The following is a 21,604-nucleotide window of genomic DNA, read 5'->3' as shown; positions in this document are numbered from 1 at the left end:
CGGCGCCGCGTCCCTGCCCGCTGAGGCCACGCCCCCCAGCCGCGCCCGTCCTCGCGCTCGCCCCGGCCGCGCCCGCCCTCGCGCTCGACCCATCCCCGCCGATCTCGCCGCCGAGCTGCCCACCCTCACCGCGGCCCGGGATCCAGCAGGAGCAGAACGCCGAGATCCGCCGCGTCATGCTCGAACACTTCGGCGACGAGCGCTACCTGCACGAGTCCGGCGCGCGCAGCCTGAGCACCGACGAGACCGGGACGCTGTGGTACCTCGATCTCCCCGGCGATGTCAGCCTTTGATGCAGGCCTGACCGGCGGCTATGGCCGCGATCGTGCTGGCGGCGATGCCGCAGCAGACGGCGACGGCCACGAGCACCGGCGTGTACGAGCCGGTGGTGGCGTGCAGGACGGCGGCGGCCAGCGGCGCGCCGGCCTTGGCAAGCGTGGTCGGGACGACGAGGACGCCGGCGAGGGTGGCGTATCGGCGGGTGTCGTAGCGTTCGGCGAGGATGACGGGTTTAGCGATGGTCGCGACGCCGAAGCCGAGCCCGAATCCGACCACCGCGGCGATCGCCCCGCCGGTTCCCGAGCCGACGGCGGGCAGCAGCAGCGCGGCGGCGGCCTGGACGGCGAAGACCGCGGCGGTGATCGTGGTGGCGCGATAGCGGCGGTGCAGGCCGGTGGTGATCAGCCGACCGGCGACGGAGAGCACGCCGAGCAGTCCGGCCACGGTGGCGGCGAACGCGGGCGGGTGCCCCAGGGCGATCAGGGCGGCGATCAGCAGGACGCTGTAGGTGCTGCTCGCGGCGGCGTGGGCGGTGAATCCCGCGGCGAGCAGCCAGAATCCGCGGTCGGACAGGGCGGTGCGCACGGACCGGGCGCCGCCGCGTCCCCGGGCGTCGTCGTGTTCGCTGGCGTCGTCGTGTTCCTTGACGTCGCTGTGTTCGCTGGTGTCGCTGGCGGCACGGCGGTCATCGCGCCGATCCGGAAGGGCCGGAAGGCGAGCGCCGGCTGAGGGGCGGGCCCCAGCTGAGGGGCGGGCCCCAGCCGATGGGCGTCCGCTGGCCGAGGGGCGGGCCCCGGCCGGCCGGCGGACGACGGCGGCGTGCACGGGCGCGGTGACGGCGTGCGCGGCGGCGAGGACGAGCAGGGCGGTGCGCCAACCGTGCTGGTCGACGAGCCATCCGGTGAGGGGCAGGAAGATGCTGCTGGCGAATCCGGCGACCACGGTCACCGCGAGCAGCGCCGCCGACCGGCGTTCCGGCCGATGCCAGGCGATGATCACGGCGAACGCGGCTTCGTAGAGGCTGGCCGCCGAGGCGATGCCGATGCCGATCTGTACGGCGTAGAGCTGCCACACCCGGTCGATCTGCGACCACGCGATCAGCAGCCCGGTGCCGAGCAGGGAGCCGCCGGTCATCAGCGCACGGCCGCCGTGCCGGTCCAGCCGGCGCCCGACCGGGATGGCCAGCGCCGCGGAGGTGAGGACCGAGGCGGTGTACGCGCCGGTGACGGCGGTGGCCGAGGTGTGCAGATCGGCGGCGATCGGGGTGAGGAAGACCGCGAAGGCGTAGTGGAGGGCGCCGTACCCGATGGTCTGGGTGATCGCCAGGGCGGCTACCAGAGACGCACTCAAGCGCAGCATCCACCACCGGACGAGGCAGTGGTGACGCCGGAGCTGCACACCCCGGTCTCGGGCAGGTCGAGCCGGACGTCGTCGGCGGCGGCGAGGTCCCCGGCCAGGGCGGCGACGATCGAGCGGACCTGCTCGTACCCGGTGGCCATCAGGAACGTCGGCGCGCGGCCGTAGGACTTCATGCCGGCCGCGTAGTAGTCCGGCTCCGGCTGGCCGAGTTCGCGGTGGCCGTGCGGGCGCACGGTTCCGCAGGAGTGCTCGTTCGGATCGATCAGGGGCGCAAGGGTACGGGTGCAGCCGAGCACCGGGTCGAGGTCGAGGCGCAGCTCGCCGGCGATGCCGTGGTCGGGCCGGAACCCGGTCGCGGCCACCACCCGGTCGGCGGTCAGGGTGCGTCCGTCGGCGGCGACCAGGGTGATGCCGTCGTCGTCGCGGCGTACGGTGTGCACGCCGAACCCGGTGACCAGGGTCAGCTTGCCGGTGTCGACGAGAGCGTGCAGGCCGGAGCCGAGAGCGCCGCGGGCCGGCAGCTCGTCGGCGTCCTCGCCGCCGAACGCGCGCTGCGCGGAGCCGCCCCGGACGGCCCAGGTGATCCGGGTGCCGGGTTCGGTCTCGGCGAGGCGGGCCAGGTCGAGCAGGGTGTTCGCGGCCGAGTGGCCGGCGCCGACCACGATGGTGTGCCTGCCGGCGTGGGCGTCGCGGTCGGCGCCGAGCACGTCGGGCAGGGCGTGGCCGATCAGCGCGGCGGCCTCGGGTTCGCCGTGGGCGGGCAGGCCGTCGGCGCCGAGCGGGTTCGGGGTGCGCCAGGTGCCGGAGGCGTCGATGACCGCGCTCGCGGTGATCTCGGTGCCGTCGGCGAGCCGGACCACGAAGGGCAGGCCGGCGCGCCCGGCGGTGCGGACCCGGTCGGCGCCGAGCCGGCTCATCGCGGTCACCCGGGCTCCGAGGCGCAGGTGCGGGGCGATGGCGGGTAGTTTCGCGAGCGGCTCGAGGTAGGCCTCGGCGAGCTGCCCGCCGGTGGGCAGGTCCTCGTCGTCGGGCGCGGCCCATCCGGCGGCGTCGAGCAGCCGCCGGGCGGCGGCGTCGATGTCGTAGCGCCACGGGCTGAACAGTCCGACGTGCGCCCACTGCCGCACCGACGCGCCGACCCGGTCACCGGCCTCCAGAACCAGGAACGGGATTCCCCGCTCGTGCAGGTGCGCGGCGGCGGCCAGCCCGACCGGCCCGGCGCCGACGACCACCACCGGCAGCCCACCGTCCCGCCCGCCGCCGGCCGTGACGGGCCGTCCGCCGGGCGCGGGAAGCACGGCGGCCGTGGCGGATCGGGCGGCCGGCGCGGGAAGCACGGCGGCCGTGGCGGCGGGCCCGCAGCAGCCGGCGCCCGCGGCGATCGCCTCCTCCTTGGCCGCGGGAGCGCAGCAGGCGTCGGCTTGCGTCGCCTGCTCGGCGGTGCCGCAGCAGGGGTCCTGACCGGGGGTCGAAGCGTCACTACTCATCGTCGGCTCTCCTCGCGAGGCGAATGATTTCGACAGTTCTCGAATCCGATGCTTGTCGAAGCCACGCTTGCATGCGGTTTCGATATCTGTCAACCTCGACGCATGTCAAAGCCACAGACGTCCGCCGAAGCGCCCTGCTGCTCGCCGATGGCGGTCGAGCGCATCGCGCCGGAGGTGTCCGGCACCCTCGCCCAGGCGTTCAAGGCCCTCGGCGACCCGATCCGGCTGCAGCTGATGTCGATGATCGCGTCCGCACCGGGCGGCGAGATCTGCGTCTGCGACCTCACCCCGGCGTTCACCGTCTCCGGTACGACCATCTCGCACCACCTGAAGGTCCTGCGCGAGGCCGGCCTCATCGACGGCGAACGGCGCGCGAGCTGGGTCTACTACCGCCCCCGCCCCGGCCTGATGCGCCAGTTGTCGACCCTGCTGGCCGTCGACGAGTCCCCGGCGTGACCGCGACGGGAACCGCCCGGCGGCTACTTGCCGAGTTCCTCGGCACCGCACTGCTGGTCACCGCCGTCGTCGGTTCCGGCATCATGGCCGCCACGCTCTCCCCGGGCGACGCCGGCCTGCAGTTGCTGGAGAACGCGGTCGCCACCGCCTTCGCCCTCGCCGTGCTGATCCTCATCTTCGGACCGGTCTCCGGCGCCCACTTCAATCCGGTGGTCACCGCCGCGGACTGGTTCCTCAACCGGCGATTCACGATCAAGGACTTCATCGGGTACGCCGGAGCGCAGCTCGCCGGAGCCATCGCCGGATCCGTCCTCGCCAATCTGATGTTCGATCTGGCCCCGGTCACCTTCTCGACGAAGGAGCGCGCCGCCGGCCACCTGTGGCTCGGCGAGGTCGTCGCCACCGCCGGACTGATCCTGCTCATCTTCGCCCTCGCCCGGTCCGGCAGAGCCGCCGTGGCGCCGGCCGCGGTCGGCGCCTACATCGGCGCGGCCTACTGGTTCACCAGCAGCACCAGCTTCGCCAACCCCGCCGTCACCGTCGGCCGCGCCTTCACCGACACCTTCGCCGGCATCGCCCCGTCCTCGGTGCCCGGGTTCATCGCCTTCCAGATCGTCGGCTTGATCGTCGGCGTCGGCCTGCTCCTGGCGCTGTATCCCGATGCCGGAAGAACCACTGACGACGTCGTCGTCGAACACCCCGCACCCCTGCCGACCCGAGGAACCCCATGAGCAACCCGAAGCCCGCCGTCCTGTTCGTCTGCGTCCACAACGCCGGCCGCTCCCAGATGGCCGCCGGCTGGCTGCGCCACCTCGCCGGTGACGGCGTCGAGGTCCGCTCCGCAGGATCGGCGCCGGCCGAGACCGTCAACCCGGCCGCGGTCGAGGCCATGAGAGAGGTCGGCATCGACATCACCGGCCAGACCCCCGCCAAGCTGACCTGGGACACCGCCCGGCAGTCCGACGTCATCGTCACGATGGGCTGCGGCGACGCCTGCCCCGTCTTCCCCGGCAAACGCTACGAGGACTGGAAGCTCGACGACCCCGCCGGCATGGGCGTCGACGCGGTCCGCCCGATCCGCGACGAGATCAGGGCCCGCGTCGAAGCGCTGCTCGACGATCTCGCGGTGGGCCGGCGGTAATCTCGGGTCGTGTTCTCGCCCGAAGGACCCTCCCTGCGCGAGCTCTGCGTCCAGGCCCTCACCTCGGTCGAGCGCGGCTACGACCTGCTCGCCCCGAAGTTCGACCACACGCCGTTCCGCACGCCCGCGGACATCCTGGACGTGACCGTCGCCGAGCTGGCGGGGCGCGGGCCGTTCGGCAGGGGAGTGGACGTCTGCTGCGGCACCGGGGCGGGCCTCGCCGTCCTGGAACGGCTCAGTCCCGGTGGCGTGACCGGCGTCGACTTCAGCGCCGGCATGCTCGCGCAGGCGAAGGCCGCCCACCCGGCCGCCACGCTGGTGCGCGCCGACGCGCGGAAGCTGCCGTTCGCCGGCGAGTTCGACCTGGCGGTCACGTTCGGCGCGATGGGGCACTTCCTGCCGTCCGAGCGGCCGGCGCTGTTCGCGGGCGTCCACCGGGCGCTGCGCCCGGGTGGCCTCTTCGCCTTCCCGATCGGCACCCCGCCCCCGATCACCTCGCCGGCCCACTGGGTCCTGCTCGGCTTCGACACCGCGATGCGCCTGCGCAACGCCGTGATCCGCCCGCCGTTCGTCATGTACTACCGCACCACCCCACTCGACGCCGTCACGAACGACCTGCGGGCGGCCGGCTTCACGGTGGACCGCACACCCCTGACCGCCCTCGGCCGCCGCAGGGACGGCACCGCACGCTGCGAGCTGCTGCTGGCCCGCAAACCTTCTTGACTCGGATCTTGCGCGGGCACGGGCGAGGATTTCCCGACCACCCGTTCCGCCGCGTCGACGCGCGGCGAAGCATGCGGCACGTGCGTATCGTGTGGGACGGTGCACCGCTCGCCGAGCCGGATACCTAGCCTCTAGTCAAGCGGCGATCTTGTAGCAATGAGAGGAAGGCCGGGGTGATCTTTTCAGACCTATGCGGCATCAACCGCACCTCGTTACGAGCCAGAGCCCGCATGTATTGCAGGTGACGGTGGGCCTCATCCGCAGCATTGTCCACATCAGCTCGTGCCGCTTCGCCCTCGTCGAACCGTGCGAGAGCGAGGCGCCACTTCCCGATCGCCAGGGACCCGGCCGCCAATTCCTCCATGAAGCCCTGCGGCATGAACGCGTGAAGGCGAACGTACAGCGACTTCGATGGCCGAGGGGCCTGGTCAACCGCATCGCCGCTGCTCGCCCGCCTGCCATCGGCGGCATCGGTCTCGAGCCACTCAAGGAACTCCAAAAGGGTGTTGACCTTCCGCTCCCACAGTCGTCCTCGATGTGCTTCCAGTTGTTGATGTCGGAGGTTCAGACGAGCCAGGTAGGCCGTCAGGATCAGAGCGGCGACGGCGACAGCAGTCGATCCAAGAGCAACGATGTCAGATGCCTGCATTCTCACGCCCTCCTCGAAGCGCCCGTCAGATCACCAGCTCAGGAGCCTCCTGATGATCAACACGATGACGGCGGCCGCTCCAATCGCCGCGAGCATGACGAGCACCCCCGCCGGAGGCGGACTTGTCTCGTCTGGACTGTCATCGAACTCACCCATCGGCTCACTGTGCGACGGAGCGGGCGGTCCCGACCATCCCTCCACCAGGTAGCGCTCCAGCCGCGCGTCGAGCTGGTGACGGTAGCGATCAATCACCTCGTCGTCGATGGGCGTGCCCGGCTGATTGCAGAGGAGACCCTCTAGCACGTGCAGCGGCCGGGTGGCGTCGTCGCGGGCGCCTCCTGGCATAGGGACGTACCGGTAGGCGAGCTCGAAGCTGCCGCGGCCCGGAACCGTCATCACTCTGTGGTGCAGCGCGCGACCCCTTGACTGATCGATCCGGGCTTCGTTAATCAGAAGCCGGCGGATCCGGGGGTCGGATCGGGCGCTCTCGACGAGGAAGTCCGGCGAGACGATGAGCTTGCTCTGCACGATAGCGAAAGGCCACACGGCCGGACTGGACACGGCGGTCATGCCGGCACCCCCGCCGTGAGAACAGAACCGGGGTGCCTGTCCTCGAAATCATCGAGGTGGGCGATGTAGCTCTCCACCATGAGAGCGAAGGCTTCACGCTCGGTGGTGATCGCTTGTAGGCGTCGCCGGTGCTCCTCCTCCACCGTGGCGAGGCGTTCCCTCGCCAGGCGCTCACGGTTGTCGAAGTAAACACCCAACTGATCGAGCAGGCCTTTGGTGATCTCGGCGGTGGCCGTCCGCGCCGACGCCGATGTCCCGACGCCCCGGGCCAGCAGCTTGCGCGTGATCCAGCCGCCCAGCGGGGACCTGACGGAATCGGTCAGTCCGCGAGCGCTCCTGAGTAGAAGGGCACTGCGTCGCAAACGCTCGACGGTCCGCTCGTCGGCAGGGGATCGCAGGTCGGTCACCATCTGATCGAGTCGCCATCGCAGGATGTCCGGCAGCAGCGCGGCGAAGGGAATGTCCACGTTGCAGGGGATGACCGGCTGGCCCGGCACCTTGACTACTCGGCCGGTCTGCTCGTCGAACGCAGCGAACGGCCCCGTCACGCTGACCGGGATCAGCCGCACCGGGCGATCTTTGTCGTGGAAGCGCCGCTCGAGGTGGTCGGCGAAGATCCCTTGCCGGGTGAGGAGCTGCGCGATCGTATCCAGAGTAACCGGTTCGCCATCGATTACTCGTCCGTCGAGGAGATCCCACTTGGTGATGACGAGATGGAGCGGCGGCCGGCGGCCGGTGTGGTCCTGGCGCCGCTCTATCACCTGGAGTTGCTGACCCAGGTAGTTTTCCAGCCAGTGCTCCAGCTCCGGTGCCCCGCACAGCATGCGCAGCAGCTTGAGGCCGTCGATCAATATGAGGTAGGCGTCTGCCCGGTCACGGTATGCGTACAGCTGCTGCAATCCGGGGTCGGCGTCGACATCGTCGTCCGACATCTCCAATTCGCCGTGGATCGGGTCGAGCATCCGGCCGTCGTAGTCCAGGTACTCCACGGCCATGGGGTAGAAGGTTCCGTGCTGGTTGGTGAACTGGCAGGTGAAGTGCCAAGGATCGGCCACCCACGTTGTGGTGGCCGGGAAATCGTGCAGACGCGGGTTGACGACGTCCGTGTAGATTCTGTTGAGTTTCAGGCGGTCGACCTCGCGTGTGTGCAGTGTGATGATCGAATCCGGCCGGGCTACGGACAGTTGCCGGAACATGCCCGCCAGATAGACCGTCTTTCCCGCCCCGGCCTCACCGAACACCATCACTCGGATCGTCGTCGGTTCCACCATGACTTCCTCTCTCGAGCCGGTATCCGTCCCAGCTCACCTCGGCAAGGCAGACCCGGGATAGGGAAAACTTCCCGCGATGGGCCCTTCGACAGAAGGTAGGAGCCGAGAGTGTGACGGGACGTTGCCGAGGCACGACCGCGTCCGATCAGTTCGTCTTGCGCCCGTGCGCCCCACCCGGCGGCGCCATGGGCGGCGAAGGTGTCGATGGCCCGTTGCAGCAATGCTCGGAAGGCCGCGGTGCGCCGCCGGCGGCGTAGTGTCACTCCGGCGTTCGAGCATGCGGCGACCGAGTCGAGGTACGCGTGCGCGGCGCGGGCCAGGTCACCGTAGCGTTCAAGTTCGGCGCGGTTGCGCGCGCAGAACTGCCACTGCGAGCAAGGCCGACATCTGACACGGAGGCAGCCCATCCAGGGGCGGACATCGCCGACGGCTGACTGTCGAGCGGGGTGTCCCACGGCATCAGGCGCGCTTCATGGTGGATCGCGTCGGCGCGTATCGCGGACGCCGCCTCGTCGCGGTCGAGCAGCAGCCGCAGCCGATGCCGGGCCTCGGCGTGGTGCCCGACCGCGGCGAGGGACCGGACGACGTCGAGCTCACGGCGATCGCGGGCACCGCCTGGAGGGCTGACCGCGACCGCGAGCGTTCGCAGCCCGACGGCGGCGGCCGCACCCGCGCAGTTCTCCGGCAACGCGGCGGCGTCGTCCAACGCCTGCGCTGCCGCCTCGTCGGTACCCAGGACGGCAAGGCCTCGATGCCAGGCGCGCCGCTGTAGATCCAGTCCTTCGGCCGCGGCGGCGAGCGCGGCGGGCACACGGCGGACCTCGGCGGAGCCGACTACCTCGAGCACGGCCGCCCGATAGAACGGATGCCGGAACGCCATCCGTTCGGCCGACGTTTCCAGCAGCCCGATCGACTCGGCCGGAGTGACGTCCTCGGCGGCGAGGCCGAGCCGAGACAGCGCCTTGGGGCCCCCCAGATCTGCTACCGCCGATCCGCGTGCGGCGAGCACCTCATGAGATCAGCGAACGTACGCTGCGCGACGTCGCGCAGCGGCAGGGTGATCAGCATGGGCGCCGCGCCAGCGAGAACCGGGTCGAAAGGACGCCGCGCCAGGGTGCTGACGGCCAGCGCTTTACCGTGCGTCTCGTCGAGGATCCGGGAGATCACCGCTGCTGACGGCTGAACGCCGGACTCCGCGGTGATCAGATCGGCGACATCATCGGCGTTCAGGCCCGGCAGACTTGGACGGGGCCACGGGCCGACAATGCGGTCGGCAGCGGTGGGATGCCATGCCAGGACGACAGCGACATGGTCGGCGAGCAGGCGCCATACCGCGAGATTCAGCGCACGACCGGACACGGGGTCAACCCGGTGCGCATCCTCCACCACGAGCAGCAGGGGACGGTCCTCGGCTGCAGCGGCGAGCCGAGCGAGTGTCGCGACAGACAGGATGAGGCGGTCGGTCAAGGTTTCAGGCGAGCGGACGGATCACGTCGAGGACGACGGCCAGGGCCAGGCTGGCTCGCCCTCCACCGGTCGGGCAGCCACTATTTTCATCCGCCGGCCGACCGCCGCGTCGATCAACCACTCCATCAGGACCGTTTTGCCGGCCCCGGCTTCGACGGCGATTGCCGCGGTCCGCCCGCTGACGGCATCATCCGACGCCGCGAGCAGAGCGTTCTGTACGGCCGTCCGGCCGATCAGGCGTGTCGCCACGTCGGATGTGACCGATGTGGCTGGTTCTCCGCCACCGGCCGCGCCCACCGTGCAGGCCTCCGTGACCGTCGCTCGATTCGCGAGACGATACGGGTTCCGGCCGTAACCGCTGTCAGATCTGCGACGTACGCCTTCTTTCCATAAGTCTGCCCTGCTGATTTCCGGAAGGGTGGCATGCCGTCACTGCCGGGATGCCTGTCCCAATTGATGAGGCTGTGTCAGGCTGGGACAAACAATTCTTCGTATTCGGACACGGTTATGGTCGACCGCAAAGCCACCGAATTGATCGACGTGCTGCGCTCCAAGCCGTACCTGGATCTGACCGATCTGGCGCAGGCAGCGCTGCTGCATCTGGTTGGTGCCATGGGGGCGCGTGCGCAGGGTGCTGTGCTGCACTCGGTCCACCCGTCGACCATGTTGGAGGTTGCCGTCGCCGAGCCGTCCGACTTTCACCGGGCGATGCAACGTGATTTCGCCATTTATCAGCGGCACAACATGCAACAGCCGTTGCTCCGCTATTGTCTGACGCATCCCGATGAAACGCCTGTGACCCTGTCGCAATGTGCCCCTGACCGGAGGCGTTGGGAGGAGACCGCTCTCTATCGGGAGTATTTCCGTCCGCTCGGGGTCAAGGATCAACTGGCCATCGTGACGAACTTCGGCGGGCTTCATCACAGCGGCGTGAGCGTGTCGGGCCCTGAGCGGGGATGCTTCTCCGACCGGGATCAGGCTTTGATGCGGGTTGTACGAGACGAATTCAGGGTGGCGGTCGAGCGGGCGGAACATCAGATGTACCTGCGGTTGTCCCAGGACTTCGAGGCCCAGCTCCAGACTTCGGAACAGGTCGCCGTCATAGCCGTGGATCGGCTGGGCCTGGTGCGGATGTGCAGTGGCGCGCTGTGGGGAATCGTCGATGAATGTCTCGGCCCGTTCGCACGAGGTGCGCCACTGCCGGCGGCGCTGGCGGACGTGGCACGGCATCTGGCCGGAGTGCCGCCGTCAAGCCGCCGCCCATACGTAGTCCCGTCTTTCGCCGGGGACGCCTCCTTCGTCGTTCTGTGGTTCGGTCGTCATGGAGACCGGGAAGGCGTCCTGCGTATCGATCTTGCACACGCCTACGACGACCGATGGTGCCGGCTGCAGCCCGATGAAGTGCGGTTGATGAGCCTGTGGGCCAGCGGGCGAAGCGCCGACTCCATCGGCAGCGAGCTGCGAATCTCCGCCAAGACCGTGCACAACAAGATAAACAAGATCTATACGAAGCTGGACGTCCCGAATCAGCGCGCCGCTATCAGGGAGTTCTATGGCCGGCGGCTGCGCGAGGCTTCAGCCTGACGACCTTGGTCATCCCGGGGCGTCCGCTGGGGCCGCAGATCGGAGGGTTGACCGCGGTCTGCACCGCCTTCCGTCGCGTGGTCGGCTCCTCACCCCGCAAGTTCCGGGACGCGTCCTGAACATTCGTACGCATCTCAGATCTCTCCCGGGGTGGGCAGAGGAGCCTCGGTGGTCTCTTCCGTGGTGGTGAGCGGCTCCGAAGGGGTGATCTCGACGCTCGGGTCGGGCGGTGACGGCGTCAGGGAGCCGGACGGCGAGGGATCCGCCGTGATGCTCGGCTCGGGCGAGGGCTCCGGTGCCGGGATCCGGGCGGCGGGCAGTTCGCGATACTTTTTGGTCTTGGCGGGCGGCTCCGGCGCTTCCGGCCGGCCGGTGCAGGACATCCGCTGCTCACCGCCGCCGCTGCGGATGTGCGAGGAGACGAGCTTGCGGCTGATCTTCACGTCCCGGTAGGCGATGCCGAACTGGCCCATGTCCAGCGGGTAGTCGGCGACCTTCGTGTCGACCTCGTAGGTGGCGCTGACCGTCGTCTCGGCCCGGTCCAGTTCCTTCCACAGCCCCTTCGCCTTCGCCGAATCGCGGAAGAAGATCCGGTCGGCGGTGACGGCGGAGAGCAGCGGGTCCTTCAGCACGTTGCCGATGGCCTTGCGGACCGCCCTCTCGCTGCGCTTTTTCCGCAGGTTGACCACGCGGGTGGACTGCGTGATCTTCTTGTCCCGTTCGGTGTCGACGACGGTGCTGAGCCGGATCGGGCGGCGGGCCGCGTCGAAGAGGAGCTCGTAGGCGACGGCGAGCCGGCCACGCCAGTCCGCCGACACCTTGTCGCTCTTCACCCCGAAGCGGCGCAGCAGCCAGCTCGGCGCCTTCCCCTCGAGGGTGGCGGTGCCAGACCGGGTGATGCTGAAACCGCCGTCCGGGAAGACGGTGAGGAAGGCCTTGGCGTCCTCACCCACCGAGACCTTGCTCGCCAGGTCGGCGCCGAGCGCCTGCGCCTGCCCCGTCGCGCGCGCACCGAGGGTGACGATCATGCGGTTCCAGCGGTCGGGCGGCCACTTCTCGCCGAGCACGTCCTCGGCGTCGTCGCTGTCGCCTCGCTCATAGGTGAAGCCGACGCCCGCGGTGCCCTCGATCGCTGCTTTGGCGGAGGGCGCGAGGCCGCCGACCCACTTCCCGACCTGGGCGCTGAACATCGAGTTGACGCCGGCACCGGCTCCAAGTTCATAGATCAAAGTCGCTGTGTACGTTCGTGCGCGCGTCCTCGGATCGACGGTGACAGCGAGGGTACGGGTGGACGTCTCGCCCACCTTGATGAACACGCCGTGCCCGCTCACGGTCTGCGCCACCGAATCCGTTCCCACGGTGCAGACGTACGAGTCCGACGCGTTGCTCTTCTTCTCCGGCTCCGGACACCCGCCGGCGGTGACGGTGACGGCCGCGAGGGTGAGGGCGGTGGTGCATACGTGTCGCACAGTCATGGCGACCTCCCGAAACCGCCAGTCTCACTCCGGTTCCCGGCCCGCCGCGAGCGGCGTGTCGCGGAGGCGACCCGGCAAGCGTCCGAACGGCGGACCCCACGGAGACGACTCGAGCGCGGTGGACGAGTCGCGAATCCGATGAAAGAGGGCCGGGCCCGGGTGGGGCGGTGAGACTGGCGGCATGAGTGTGAACGTCGGTGACGAGATGATGCGGCTCATGGGCGTGCTGCGGCACGAGCCGACGGGCAAGTGGGTGCGGGCCCGGCTCGGCGGCCGGCTCGTCGCCGACAGCCGTGGGGCGCTGCTGGTGTGGGAGCCGCGCCGGATCGTGCCCACCTACGCCGTGCCCGAGGAGGACGTCCGCGCGGACCTGGTGGCCGCCGAGCCCGCGCCGGCGAGCGACGTGCCGGTGCTGCACCCCGGCATCCCGTTCGCGGCGCACTCCACGCCCGGGACGACGTATGACGTGCGGGTGGGCGGCGACGTCCGCGAGCGTGCCGCGTTCCGCCCCGACGACGCCGATCTGGCCGGTCACATCGTGTTCGACTTCGGCGCGTTCGACTGGACGGAGGAGGACGAGCCGGTGTTCTCGCACCCCCGCGACCCGTTCTCCCGCGTCGACGCGCGGCGCAGCAGCCGGCACGTGCGCATCGAGCGGGACGGCGTGCTGCTCGCCGAGTCGCACGCACCGACCCTGGTGTTCGAGACGAAGCTCTACCCGCGCTTCTACCTGCCGCGCGAGGACCTCAGGGCGGAGGCGACCCCCGGTGACATGGTGACGGCCTGCCCGTACAAGGGCCGCGCCACCTACCTCTCCTTCGCCGCCGGGGAGAACCTGGCCTGGACATATCCGGACCCGCTGCCCGACGCGTCACCGCTCGCCGGCCTGGTCGCCTTCTTCGACGAGGTCGTCGACGTGACCGTCGACGGCGTGCCCCGCGAACGCCCCGACTCCGCCGTCGCCACCGTCATGAAGGACGAGTTCGGCGTCGGCTGAGGGAGGGCGGGATCAGCGCCGGAAGGGGAAGAGCGGCAGCTGCTCGGTGGACGGCAGGGCCGCCAACTCGTCGGCGCCCTGTTTGCGCAGGCAGCGGCGGCACGTCACGGGCGCGGTCGTGGGGCGCAGCGCGGCCAGCTCGCCGCCGCTGACGCCGACGTGGCAGAGCGGGGCCGGGACCTCGAGGTCACCGAGCCAGCGAACGGTCGCCACGGCGTGGACCGCGCTGCCGCCGCGCACGTAGGCGTTGCGGTCCTCGAAGTCGACAACGGCCCGGGCCACGACGGCGGCGAGCAGCTCGCCTAGGGAAGAAGAGGGCACCCCGCCATCATGACGCGCGGGTCTGACAGTTCCGCTCGGCGAGGGCCTTGAAGGTGAGCAGCTGCCGCCGGGCCATCACCAGATCGCCGACCGAGAGCGCGACGGCGATCAGCGGAGGCGTGCGGGCCACCACCTTGAGCAGCAGCCGGGTCCGGGCCGTGGTGACGGGGACCAGCACATAGGACATGAAGCCGCCCATGATCGCGCCGGTCAGTTGATGAGCGGGCTCGACCGACACGATCCGGCCCAGCGGGCGGCCGCCGGACGACGTGAACGGCTCACCCACCCGCGGTTCCGGCAGGCCGAGCAGATGTCGTGGGGAGCGCCGCCCCCAGTTGTCGATCACATCGTACGAATAGGGGCCTTTCCGCACTTGAGCGACCCAGGGCCACAGCTCGGCGGCGGGCGCCGCGACATCGACGCCACGCCAGGCGCGCAGGGTGGGCTCGGCGACGAACGCGTCGCAGGGGAAAACGAGGCGCGTCTCGTCGTCGTGAACGCCCCACCGATCCCCGAGCATCCGTCCACAATAGGGTGCAGGATCGGTCCATGACGACCGAACCAATCGGCTCGCTGCGAGCCGTCGCCCTGGACGCGCCGGACATCCATCGCCTGGCCGGCTTCTACGAGCAGTTCGCGGGCTGGCGGCGCCTGCCTCGACAGGACGACGACTGGATCACGATGGTCACCGACGACGGCTGGCGGATCGGCCTGCAGGAGTCGCCCGATCACGTGCCGCCGTCCTGGCCCGGGCAGGAGCGTCCGCAGCAGGCGCACCTGGACTTCCGCGTCCCGGACATCGACGCCGCCGCCGACCGCGCGCAGCAGCTCGGCGCGACGCTGCTGCGCCGCAACGAACGCTGGCACACCCTCGCCGACCCGGCCGGCCACCCGTTCGACGTGTGCCTCCACGACGATCCGCGCGTCACGCTGATGGGTGTCATGATCGACTGCCCGGACGCGAAGGCGCTGAGCCACTTCTACGCGGTGCTGCTCGGCAAGCCGGTCACCTACGAGGGCGACGGCATGGCGATGATCGGCGAGGACGGGAGCCGGCCGGTGCTCTTCCAGCAGGTGGAGCAGTACACCGCCCCGCGCTGGCCGGACCCGGCCTATCCGCAGCAGATCCACCTGGACGTCATGGTCACCGACGTGGAGACGGCGTCGCGGCGGGCGCTGGAGATCGGCGCTACGCGGCTGCCCGGGGAGGGCGAGAACTGGCGGGTCTTCGCCGATCCCGCGGGCAAGCCGTTCTGCCTCATGTGGAAAAACTGATGTGGGAGATCTGATCAGCAGCTCGTGACCGTGTCCCCGCCGTCGGCGGGTCGCCCGCCGTGCCGGTGGATGGTGCAGGCCTCGTCGCCGTTGGTGTGACGGCGGCCGGGAAGCGCATCGACGCGTGGCTGGCCCGGCACGCCACATGCCGGTCGGCCCCGCACGACACCCCGGCCGAGTTCGACGACGCCTGGCCGTCGCCACCCGCGTGGCGACGGCTCGGTGTGGTGGGCCCCGCCGATCAGATCGGGCTCGACGGCGAGCCGCTGCTGCCGGTCGGCGGCCACACCGCCGGGATGCGTTCGAGCACGCCGCCGGCGTAGACGTCGCGCAGCCTCAGCGAGGTGAGGTGCACGTAGCCGATGTGGCAGTCGCAGATCGCGTTGGTGCAGGCCCGGGGCTGCAGCGCGTCCAGGAGACAGGTCAGCCCGTCGAACTCCAGGCCGACGCCGTTCAACAGGTCGGTCCCTTTCCCGTCGACGGTGAGAGTGCGCCCGGCGTCGGCGATGCTGGTGCCCGTCTTCTGCGGGTCACAACGGGTCCGCGCGGCGGTGAACGTGCTCGCAAGGACGGCCGCGGCCTGCTGTTCGTCGTCGGCCCGTTTGCCGGTGGTGCAGGCGGATCCGGCGAGCCAGCCGGCTGTGAACACGATCAGCATCACTACAGCGGCCGCGGGGATGGCCCAGGCCAGTTCGCTGCGCCGTGGTGCGGGCTGCTGAGGGGCGAAGGGGTCGGCCGTGTTGAGGTCAGGCGCAGTAGTCTCCGGTCTCCGCCGCGGATGGAGGTCGCGCGACGCGCGTGAGGTCGGGTGTTCGTCCGGCAGGTGTGTCCTGTCGGTGACGGCGTGGTCAGCCGCTCGTCGTCACGGGTGGTTCTGTTCGGGGAGCCGTGCGGGGCGCGCGGATGTGCCGGTAGCTTCAGGAGCGGCCACCGAGGCCTTCGAGCGTCGTCAGGTCGCGCAGCCATGCTCGGGCGGGACCGGCGTCGACGGCCACCGGCCAGGGGCCGATGAGGAGGGGCGCACGACGTGCATCATGCCGCCTACGCTCCGGCATGGACCGGGTCATCTTCGCTCGCAGCGACCTCGTCGCGACGGCGCTGCGGGTGCACGCCGGCGCCCCGGCGGTGCGGGCCGGGGCCGTGCACGTCGTGGAGGCGGAGCTGAGCGTGCCGACCGGGGTGCTGCACGTCTTCGGTTGTCGGGAGACTCCCGGACCCGAGCACCGTGCCGAGGTTCCGGCCGGGCGGTACCGGCTCCGGGTGTCGCATCTGCCGGCGGCCGTCCCGGCGGACAGCGTCTTCAATGGAGCCGGCCCAGTGCCGACCTGATCAGCCTGCCGCAGCAGAACCCGACGACTCGGCCGTCTGCGTGACCGTCGTGAAGGCCTCGTCGGACACGTCGGCCACCAGCTCGGTGAAGTCGGTGCCGTAGGCGGCCGGCTCGACGATGCGCAGGACCAGCGCGAACGGGCGGTCGGCGCCGTATCGGCGGCCCAGCTCCGGGTGGTTCGCGGCCAGGTAGCGGGCGGCGGCCAGGTTGCTGCCCGCGGTCAGGCCGCCGAGGAAGAAGACGGGGTGGCCGCCGGCCGGGCCCCAGAACCGGGCGAGCAGGACGTGGCTGGTCTCCGGGGTGAGGGCGTACTCCACCCCGCCGACGGTGAACGACATCCGGCGGGCCTCCTCGTCGAAGACCGCGTACCGGACGCCGCGCAGGATGGTGCGCACGTGGGTGGCGCTGCGCGGGCTGGCCTCGCCGGGGCCGCCGACGCAGAACTCGGTGAGCCGTCCGATCTCGCCGGTCGGCTGGTTCTCGCCGACCCGGTCGGCGTGCGCGCCGCACTCGCGGGCGATGGTCGCCAGCTCCACCAGTGCGGCGACGTCCCGCCGGTGGACGCTGAACTCGCGCGGCGACGACGCGTGCCGGGACACCACCAGCAGGCAGCTCGCGCCGGCGGTGAGGCCGAAGAAGGCACGTTCCCGGTTCAGCCTGCGCCGGCGTACGAGGAAGCCCGCGAGCCACACGGACGTGCCGGCGATGATGCTCGCCAGGAGATTGATCAGTAGGTCGCCCACGCCTCGATGATGTCCGATGCCGTCGAGAAGTTTCGCGTGACCCCGCACCGATAGCGAAACCCGCCGGACGGCCCGGACCCGGCAATGGCCCGCGTCGCCGGGCGTGAGCGCGCCCGTTGCGGTTGTGGAGAACCGCTTATATTCGTACGAATGAAATGGCGTCAGTGAATCTCCTGGCTCGACCCGGTGATGGTTTTCAGGGTTCGGAGGAAAGCGGCGTACTCCTCCGTGCCGACCATTTCGGCGTGACGCCTCTCGATGTCCTCGACGATGCCGTCGGAGACGCGCATCCACTCGAGGCCGCGCCCGGTCGGCATGATCAGGCGGGCGCGCCGGTCGGCCGGATCGGGGACGCGGGTGAGGTAGCCGAGTCGCTCTAGTTCGTCCAGGATCGCGCCGATGGTCTGTTTGTTGCGGCCGGCCAGCCGGGTGAGCTCGTTCTGACCGATTCCGTTCTCGTCGAGGTAGGCGAGGACCGCCCCGTGCTTCGGCTTGAGGTCACCGAAGCCCAGCTCAGCGCCGCGGCGGAACAGCTCGCCCTGGAGGCCGAAGAGCAACCGGGCGCCCAGAATGCCCAGATCCGGCGTCGACGTCTTGCGTGCGATCCGGCCCACAGGTCGCCTCCTGTTGATAGTCCAACTTTTGGACTATCGTAGTCGGCGTGACGACGATCGAACTGACCCGCTTCCGCGTGGACCCGGCCGGCACCGCGGCACTGCTCGCCGCCCGGCCCGCCATGCTCGCCGACTTCCGGGCCGACCGCACCGGATTCCTCTCGGCCGAGCTGGTGCGACTGCCCAACGACGAATGGCTCGACATCGTGCACTGGAAGACGCCCGAGGATTTCGCGGCGTCCCGGGCGAAGGGCGCCAATCGCCCGGGGATCGCCGCCTTCTTCGCCGCCATTTCCGCATTGGTCAGCGCCGAAGAAGGGGAATCGGTCAGCGTCGGAGAAGGCGAAGCGGCGGGAGGACCGGCCAGCGGCTCATGACATACTGCCGCGCGTGCATGCGACAGCGGATCACCAGGTGACCTACCGCCTCTTCCGGAACATGGTCGTCGACAGTGTCGGCAAGCCCGGCCGGCGGATGCGGATCGCCGGCCTGATCCTGCTGCCTCTCGTGATCCTGCTCGGTTTCGCCGGGGGCTTCGACGGCCGCATCCTGATGCTGATCGGGGTCAGTGTCGTGCTCGTCGTCTTCGCGGACCTCGTCGCGTTGCTGAGCTGGCTGCCGCAGCGCACCACGCTGACCGCGCCGGTCCACTACGAGCTCAGCGCCGCGGGCCTGCTCGTGCAGACGCCGACCAGCCGCACGGAGGTGGGCTGGCCGGGCATCTCGCAGATCCGGATCGGCAGGCACGCGTGGCTGTTCAAGCACGGGGCGGCGCAGCTTCCGGTGCCCCGTGCCGCGTTCGGCCCTGAGGAGCAGCGCGCGATCGACGCGTTCCTCGCGGCTAGCCGTTAGGGCGGGTGTCGATCGCCTGCAGGGACCAGCTGTTGCCGTCCGGGTCGCGGAAGTAGACGAACCTGCCCCACGGCTGCACGTCCACCTCGCTGGCCTCCACCCCGGCGGCCAGCACCTCCTTGCGGGCGACCTCGGCGTCCGGCACCACCACCTGGATCTCCTGGCTGCCCGGCGTCTTCTCGGTGATGCCGTCGCCGATCACGATGGAGCAGGCCGAACCGGGCGGCGTGAGCTGCACGAACCGCAGGCCTTCCTTGACCTTGTAGTCGTGGTCGGCGGTGAAGCCGATCCGCTCGTAGAACGCCTTGGCCCGGTCCACGTCGGTGACCGGCACGGGGATGAGCTCGATCTTCCACGTTGATGTCATGAGCCCATCCTCGCGCCCATTGCGGTCAGTTTCCGACCGCAGACGTGTCAACCTGCGTAGCGGTTCACGGTCTCCGGCCGGAGGACGATCCGCACGAGCGGCGCGTCCTTCCACTCGGCCACCAGCTTCTGCTTGGCCGGGTCGGACATGTCGTAGTAGCGGGCGGCCAGCCGCGCGGCCAGGTCGGCGGCGCCGTCCTCGTGGATGGTGACGGCGCCCTCGGCCGCCACCCAGTGCTCGGGTTCGCCGATCGGCGCGGCCACGACGAGCGACGCGCGCGGCTCCTCCCGCAGGCGGGCCACCTTGGGCGCCTCCGCGAAGGAGAAGAGTTGCAGGGTGCCGTCGCCGGCCAGTTCGTACCAGACCGGGCGGGGCGAGGGCCAGCGGCCGGCTTTCGGCGCGACGGTGAGGAAGGCGTGCAGCGGACGGGCGAGCAGGTCGAGATCCTTGTCGCGGAACATGCGATCCACTCTATGCCGCGCCACGGCAAAACCCTTTTGTGTACGAAGGTCGGCGGCCGTCCACAACCGCATCGACGACCGCTCCCGCCCGGCGACGCGGGCTCCGCGGCACACCGGGCCGTCCGGCGCGTTTCGCGATCGGTGCATGGGTCGGCCGCTGCGCGGCCTCTGCGGTCACTGGCCCTGCTGGAGCACGGAGAGGTGGCCGGCGCCGGCGCGGAGCATGTGCTTGGCGAGGTAGAGCGGGACGCCCTGACGGCTCACCGACTGGGTGACGATGAGGACGGGCTCGGCCGGGTCGGCTCCGAGCGCCGACGCCCGGGCCTCGCCGAGCGGGCCCGCGGCGAACCGGATGACGCCCGGGCCGGCCGCCGACCCGTAGCGGGACAGCAGTAGCGCGAGCAGGCCGGCGTGCTCGTCGCGGGCGGCGGCGATGAGCGGGTCGACGTCCGGGCCGGCCGTGACGTGCTCCTGGCTGAGCGCGATCGCGGCGCCGTCGCGGCGCAGGACGGTCTCGACGAACCAGGTCGGGGTGTCGAGGGCGACGCCGAGGCCCTCGGTCACGAAGGTGGAGCTGGTCGGCTGCCGGGTGACCTCGGTGCGGTGCAGTTCGACGCGGCTGCCGGGGACGGTGAGCAGTTCCTCCAGGGGGCGGATGCGCTCGAGGCCGGCCTGGGGCAGCGCGTCGGCGACGAACCGGCCGATGCCGCGCCGGGACACGATGAAGCCGTCCTCGTCGAGCAGCATGAGGGCCTCGCGGACGACCGTGCGGCTGACGCCCAGCATCCGGCCCAGCTCGGCCTCGGTCGGGATCATCGAGCCGGGGGTCAGCACCCCCTCACGGATGCCGTCGAGGATGCGGCTGTGCACCTGGACGCGCAGCGGGACACCGGAGTCGCGGGGGAGGGGCTCGGACAGGAAGGACAGTCGGTCGGCCACCCGGATCATGTTAGGCACCGGCCCGGCCCAGGATCTCGGGGCGGCACGCCAGCGCGCCGGCGGCGGCCAGGACCGAGGCCCCGAGCACCGCGCCGGTGGTGCCGCCGGTGGACCAGGCGTCGGTGGCCAGGCCGGCCAGGTAGGTGCCGGCCCCGATGCCGACGCTGAAGGCGCTGACCACCCAGGCGTTGGCCTCGGTCGCCAGTTCCGGCGGGGCGGCCCGCTCGATCACCGTGAAGATCAGTGTGAGGAACGGGGACAGGAAGAGCCCGCTGACGAACGCCGCGGCCAGCCAGAATGCGGGCGGCATCGTGACGAAGGCGGTCGGCGCGTAGAACGCGGCGAGCAGCAGCAACGCCGGGCGCAGCAGGCGGTGTGCCGGGCCGGCGAACGGCCGCCGGGCCACGTACACGGCTCCGGCGAAGGCGCCGGCGGCGTTCAGGGCGAGGCCCCAGCCGGACAGCGCCGCGGTGCCGGCGATCCCGGCGTGCGCGGTCGCGGTGATCGCCAGGATGCCGACCGGCATGCCCGCGGCGATCTGCGCGAGGACCAGCCGGCGGACCGCCGGGAACCGCAGTGGCGAGCCGTGGTGGCCGGCCCTGACGGGCTCGCGGCGGTGCAGGACCCGGTGCGCGCAGAACATCGCGGTGCCGGCCGCGCCGAGCAGGCCCATCACGGCGACGGCGCCGGGCGCGCCGAGCACGGCGATGCTGATCGCGGCGGCCAGCGGGCCGAGCACGAAGATCAGCTCCTGGGCGGCGGCGTCGGCGCTGAACGCCTGGGTGAGCTGGCGGCCCGGCTGCATGATCCGCGGCCAGAGGCTGCGCAGGACGGGTTCGATCGGCGGCGCCGCGGCCCCGGCCAGCAGGGCGCAGGCGATCGCCGCGGGCGCGGGCCCGATCAGGGCGATCCCGGCGAAGGCGAGGGCCGAGATCCCCGCCGCGGCGAGCAGCACCGGGCGCGGGCTGCCGGTGCGGTCGATGATCCGGCTCAGCAGCGGCGCCCCGGCCGTGCCGGCCAGAATGTAGACGGCGGTCAGCGCCCCGGCGAACGCGTAGTCACCGCCCGCGTCGAGCACGATGCGCAGCAGCACCAGCGAGCACATCGCCTGGGGCAGCCGCCCGACCAGCGACGACGCCAGCAGCGTCGCCGAGAGCCTGACCTGCCGCGGGCTCATCGCCGCCCGCTCCTGTACTGCCGTCACGTCCCGCCTCCAGTTGTTATACAAGCCTAGAGTACATGCG

The 21,604-nt window shown here is 70.9% G+C and carries 29 protein-coding genes; 11 read left to right on the top strand and 18 right to left on the bottom strand.

Annotated elements, in window-relative coordinates; genetic code table 11:
- Positions 1-176 precede the first annotated feature (176 nt).
- Positions 177-293: a DUF6745 domain-containing protein gene (locus tag AB0G10_RS12900; RefSeq protein ID WP_360919361.1), complete on the top strand. Its 117-nt coding sequence runs from the start codon at positions 177-179 to the stop codon at positions 291-293.
- Here AB0G10_RS12900 and AB0G10_RS12895 read toward each other — a convergent pair.
- Together AB0G10_RS12895 and AB0G10_RS12890 are read right to left on the bottom strand one after the other, a co-directional pair.
- Positions 283-1,629: an MFS transporter gene (locus tag AB0G10_RS12895; RefSeq protein WP_360919358.1), complete on the bottom strand. Its 1,347-nt coding sequence runs from the start codon at positions 1,627-1,629 to the stop codon at positions 283-285. The genes AB0G10_RS12900 and AB0G10_RS12895 overlap by 11 nt on opposite strands.
- Positions 1,626-3,125, bottom strand: a complete 1,500-nt coding sequence (locus AB0G10_RS12890) for an FAD-dependent oxidoreductase (protein WP_360919355.1) — start codon at positions 3,123-3,125, stop codon at positions 1,626-1,628. The genes AB0G10_RS12895 and AB0G10_RS12890 overlap by 4 nt, the downstream gene beginning before the upstream one ends.
- Positions 3,126-3,227: 102 nt before the next feature.
- On the opposite strand from AB0G10_RS12890, the gene AB0G10_RS12885 reads away from it, so the two are divergent.
- Genes AB0G10_RS12885 through AB0G10_RS12870 form a run of 4 tightly spaced genes read left to right on the top strand, consistent with a single transcriptional unit; the run spans position 3,228 to position 5,445 of the window.
- Complete coding sequence (locus tag AB0G10_RS12885; protein WP_360919352.1) at positions 3,228-3,581, top strand: metalloregulator ArsR/SmtB family transcription factor; 354 nt, start codon at positions 3,228-3,230, stop codon at positions 3,579-3,581.
- Positions 3,578-4,312 carry an MIP/aquaporin family protein gene (locus AB0G10_RS12880; RefSeq protein WP_360919350.1) on the top strand — a complete coding sequence of 245 codons (735 nt, stop codon included), beginning with the start codon at positions 3,578-3,580 and terminating at the stop codon, positions 4,310-4,312. The genes AB0G10_RS12885 and AB0G10_RS12880 overlap by 4 nt, the downstream gene beginning before the upstream one ends.
- Positions 4,309-4,722: an arsenate reductase ArsC gene (locus AB0G10_RS12875; protein WP_360919348.1), complete on the top strand. Its 414-nt coding sequence runs from the start codon at positions 4,309-4,311 to the stop codon at positions 4,720-4,722. The genes AB0G10_RS12880 and AB0G10_RS12875 overlap by 4 nt, the downstream gene beginning before the upstream one ends.
- Before the next feature lie 9 nt (positions 4,723-4,731).
- Positions 4,732-5,445: a class I SAM-dependent methyltransferase gene (locus AB0G10_RS12870; protein WP_360919345.1), complete on the top strand. Its 714-nt coding sequence runs from the start codon at positions 4,732-4,734 to the stop codon at positions 5,443-5,445.
- Positions 5,446-5,569: 124 nt separating this feature from the next.
- Here the strand turns inward: AB0G10_RS12870 and AB0G10_RS12865 are convergent, their stop codons facing one another.
- The 6 genes from AB0G10_RS12865 to AB0G10_RS12840 form a co-directional block, all read right to left on the bottom strand.
- Positions 5,570-6,094, bottom strand: a complete 525-nt coding sequence (locus AB0G10_RS12865) for a hypothetical protein (protein WP_360919342.1) — start codon at positions 6,092-6,094, stop codon at positions 5,570-5,572.
- 30 nt (positions 6,095-6,124) lie between these two features.
- Entirely contained in the window at positions 6,125-6,664 is a 540-nt protein-coding gene (locus tag AB0G10_RS12860; protein WP_360919339.1) for a hypothetical protein, read from the bottom strand.
- On the bottom strand, positions 6,661-7,935 hold the full coding sequence (locus tag AB0G10_RS12855) for a hypothetical protein (RefSeq protein WP_360919336.1): 1,275 nt from the start codon (positions 7,933-7,935) through the stop codon (positions 6,661-6,663). The genes AB0G10_RS12860 and AB0G10_RS12855 overlap by 4 nt, the downstream gene beginning before the upstream one ends.
- 259 nt (positions 7,936-8,194) lie before the next feature.
- Positions 8,195-8,944: a hypothetical protein gene (locus tag AB0G10_RS12850; protein ID WP_360919334.1), complete on the bottom strand. Its 750-nt coding sequence runs from the start codon at positions 8,942-8,944 to the stop codon at positions 8,195-8,197.
- The gene (locus AB0G10_RS12845; RefSeq protein WP_360919331.1) at positions 8,917-9,402 is read right to left on the bottom strand and encodes a hypothetical protein; all 486 of its coding nucleotides are present in this window, start codon (positions 9,400-9,402) and stop codon (positions 8,917-8,919) included. The genes AB0G10_RS12850 and AB0G10_RS12845 overlap by 28 nt, the downstream gene beginning before the upstream one ends.
- Positions 9,403-9,423: 21 nt before the next feature.
- Positions 9,424-9,651: an ATP-binding protein gene (locus AB0G10_RS12840; protein WP_360919328.1), complete on the bottom strand. Its 228-nt coding sequence runs from the start codon at positions 9,649-9,651 to the stop codon at positions 9,424-9,426.
- 258 nt (positions 9,652-9,909) lie between these two features.
- On the opposite strand from AB0G10_RS12840, the gene AB0G10_RS12835 reads away from it, so the two are divergent.
- Entirely contained in the window at positions 9,910-10,986 is a 1,077-nt protein-coding gene (locus AB0G10_RS12835) for a helix-turn-helix transcriptional regulator (protein ID WP_360919325.1), read from the top strand.
- 134 nt (positions 10,987-11,120) lie between these two features.
- Here the strand turns inward: AB0G10_RS12835 and AB0G10_RS12830 are convergent, their stop codons facing one another.
- On the bottom strand, positions 11,121-12,461 hold the full coding sequence (locus AB0G10_RS12830) for a hypothetical protein (RefSeq protein ID WP_360919322.1): 1,341 nt from the start codon (positions 12,459-12,461) through the stop codon (positions 11,121-11,123).
- Between the two features lie 181 nt (positions 12,462-12,642).
- On the opposite strand from AB0G10_RS12830, the gene AB0G10_RS12825 reads away from it, so the two are divergent.
- On the top strand, positions 12,643-13,458 hold the full coding sequence (locus AB0G10_RS12825; protein ID WP_360919319.1) for a DUF427 domain-containing protein: 816 nt from the start codon (positions 12,643-12,645) through the stop codon (positions 13,456-13,458).
- 12 nt (positions 13,459-13,470) lie between these two features.
- Here AB0G10_RS12825 and AB0G10_RS12820 read toward each other — a convergent pair whose 3' ends face one another.
- Both AB0G10_RS12820 and AB0G10_RS12815 read right to left on the bottom strand, forming a co-directional pair.
- Positions 13,471-13,779 carry a hypothetical protein gene (locus AB0G10_RS12820; RefSeq protein WP_360919316.1) on the bottom strand — a complete coding sequence of 103 codons (309 nt, stop codon included), beginning with the start codon at positions 13,777-13,779 and terminating at the stop codon, positions 13,471-13,473.
- A gap of 7 nt (positions 13,780-13,786) precedes the next feature.
- Positions 13,787-14,299, bottom strand: coding sequence for a polyketide cyclase (locus AB0G10_RS12815; protein ID WP_360919314.1), 513 nt, complete (start codon positions 14,297-14,299; stop codon positions 13,787-13,789).
- A 29-nt stretch (positions 14,300-14,328) separates the two neighbouring features.
- On the opposite strand from AB0G10_RS12815, the gene AB0G10_RS12810 reads away from it, so the two are divergent.
- Positions 14,329-15,054, top strand: a complete 726-nt coding sequence (locus AB0G10_RS12810) for a VOC family protein (protein WP_360919311.1) — start codon at positions 14,329-14,331, stop codon at positions 15,052-15,054.
- Positions 15,055-15,295: 241 nt separating this feature from the next.
- Here the strand turns inward: AB0G10_RS12810 and AB0G10_RS12805 are convergent, their stop codons facing one another.
- Positions 15,296-15,712, bottom strand: a complete 417-nt coding sequence (locus AB0G10_RS12805; protein ID WP_360919308.1) for a hypothetical protein — start codon at positions 15,710-15,712, stop codon at positions 15,296-15,298.
- 395 nt (positions 15,713-16,107) lie between these two features.
- On the opposite strand from AB0G10_RS12805, the gene AB0G10_RS12800 reads away from it, so the two are divergent.
- Complete coding sequence (locus tag AB0G10_RS12800) at positions 16,108-16,383, top strand: hypothetical protein (protein WP_360919305.1); 276 nt, start codon at positions 16,108-16,110, stop codon at positions 16,381-16,383.
- Here AB0G10_RS12800 and AB0G10_RS12795 read toward each other — a convergent pair whose 3' ends face one another.
- Positions 16,384-17,127 carry a hypothetical protein gene (locus AB0G10_RS12795; RefSeq protein WP_360919302.1) on the bottom strand — a complete coding sequence of 248 codons (744 nt, stop codon included), beginning with the start codon at positions 17,125-17,127 and terminating at the stop codon, positions 16,384-16,386.
- A gap of 161 nt (positions 17,128-17,288) precedes the next feature.
- Positions 17,289-17,741, bottom strand: coding sequence for a MarR family transcriptional regulator (locus tag AB0G10_RS12790; RefSeq protein WP_360919299.1), 453 nt, complete (start codon positions 17,739-17,741; stop codon positions 17,289-17,291).
- 47 nt (positions 17,742-17,788) lie between these two features.
- Between AB0G10_RS12790 and AB0G10_RS12785 the strand changes: the two genes are divergently transcribed.
- Entirely contained in the window at positions 17,789-18,118 is a 330-nt protein-coding gene (locus AB0G10_RS12785) for an antibiotic biosynthesis monooxygenase (protein WP_360919297.1), read from the top strand.
- 13 nt (positions 18,119-18,131) lie between these two features.
- Entirely contained in the window at positions 18,132-18,593 is a 462-nt protein-coding gene (locus tag AB0G10_RS12780; RefSeq protein WP_360919294.1) for a YcxB family protein, read from the top strand.
- Here AB0G10_RS12780 and AB0G10_RS12775 read toward each other — a convergent pair.
- The 4 genes from AB0G10_RS12775 to AB0G10_RS12760 form a co-directional block, all read right to left on the bottom strand.
- Positions 18,583-18,960: a VOC family protein gene (locus AB0G10_RS12775; protein WP_360919291.1), complete on the bottom strand. Its 378-nt coding sequence runs from the start codon at positions 18,958-18,960 to the stop codon at positions 18,583-18,585. The genes AB0G10_RS12780 and AB0G10_RS12775 overlap by 11 nt on opposite strands.
- Positions 18,961-19,007: 47 nt before the next feature.
- On the bottom strand, positions 19,008-19,421 hold the full coding sequence (locus AB0G10_RS12770) for a pyridoxamine 5'-phosphate oxidase family protein (RefSeq protein WP_360919289.1): 414 nt from the start codon (positions 19,419-19,421) through the stop codon (positions 19,008-19,010).
- Between the two features lie 174 nt (positions 19,422-19,595).
- Complete coding sequence (locus tag AB0G10_RS12765; RefSeq protein WP_360919286.1) at positions 19,596-20,360, bottom strand: GntR family transcriptional regulator; 765 nt, start codon at positions 20,358-20,360, stop codon at positions 19,596-19,598.
- Between the two features lie 10 nt (positions 20,361-20,370).
- Complete coding sequence (locus AB0G10_RS12760; protein ID WP_360919283.1) at positions 20,371-21,564, bottom strand: MFS transporter; 1,194 nt, start codon at positions 21,562-21,564, stop codon at positions 20,371-20,373.
- Positions 21,565-21,604 lie beyond the last annotated feature (40 nt).

It is taken from the genome of Actinoplanes sp. NPDC023714, assembly GCF_040639855.1.
In the GTDB taxonomy this organism is placed as follows: domain Bacteria; phylum Actinomycetota; class Actinomycetes; order Mycobacteriales; family Micromonosporaceae; genus Actinoplanes.
This window is presented reverse-complemented; position numbering and strand designations above follow the sequence as displayed.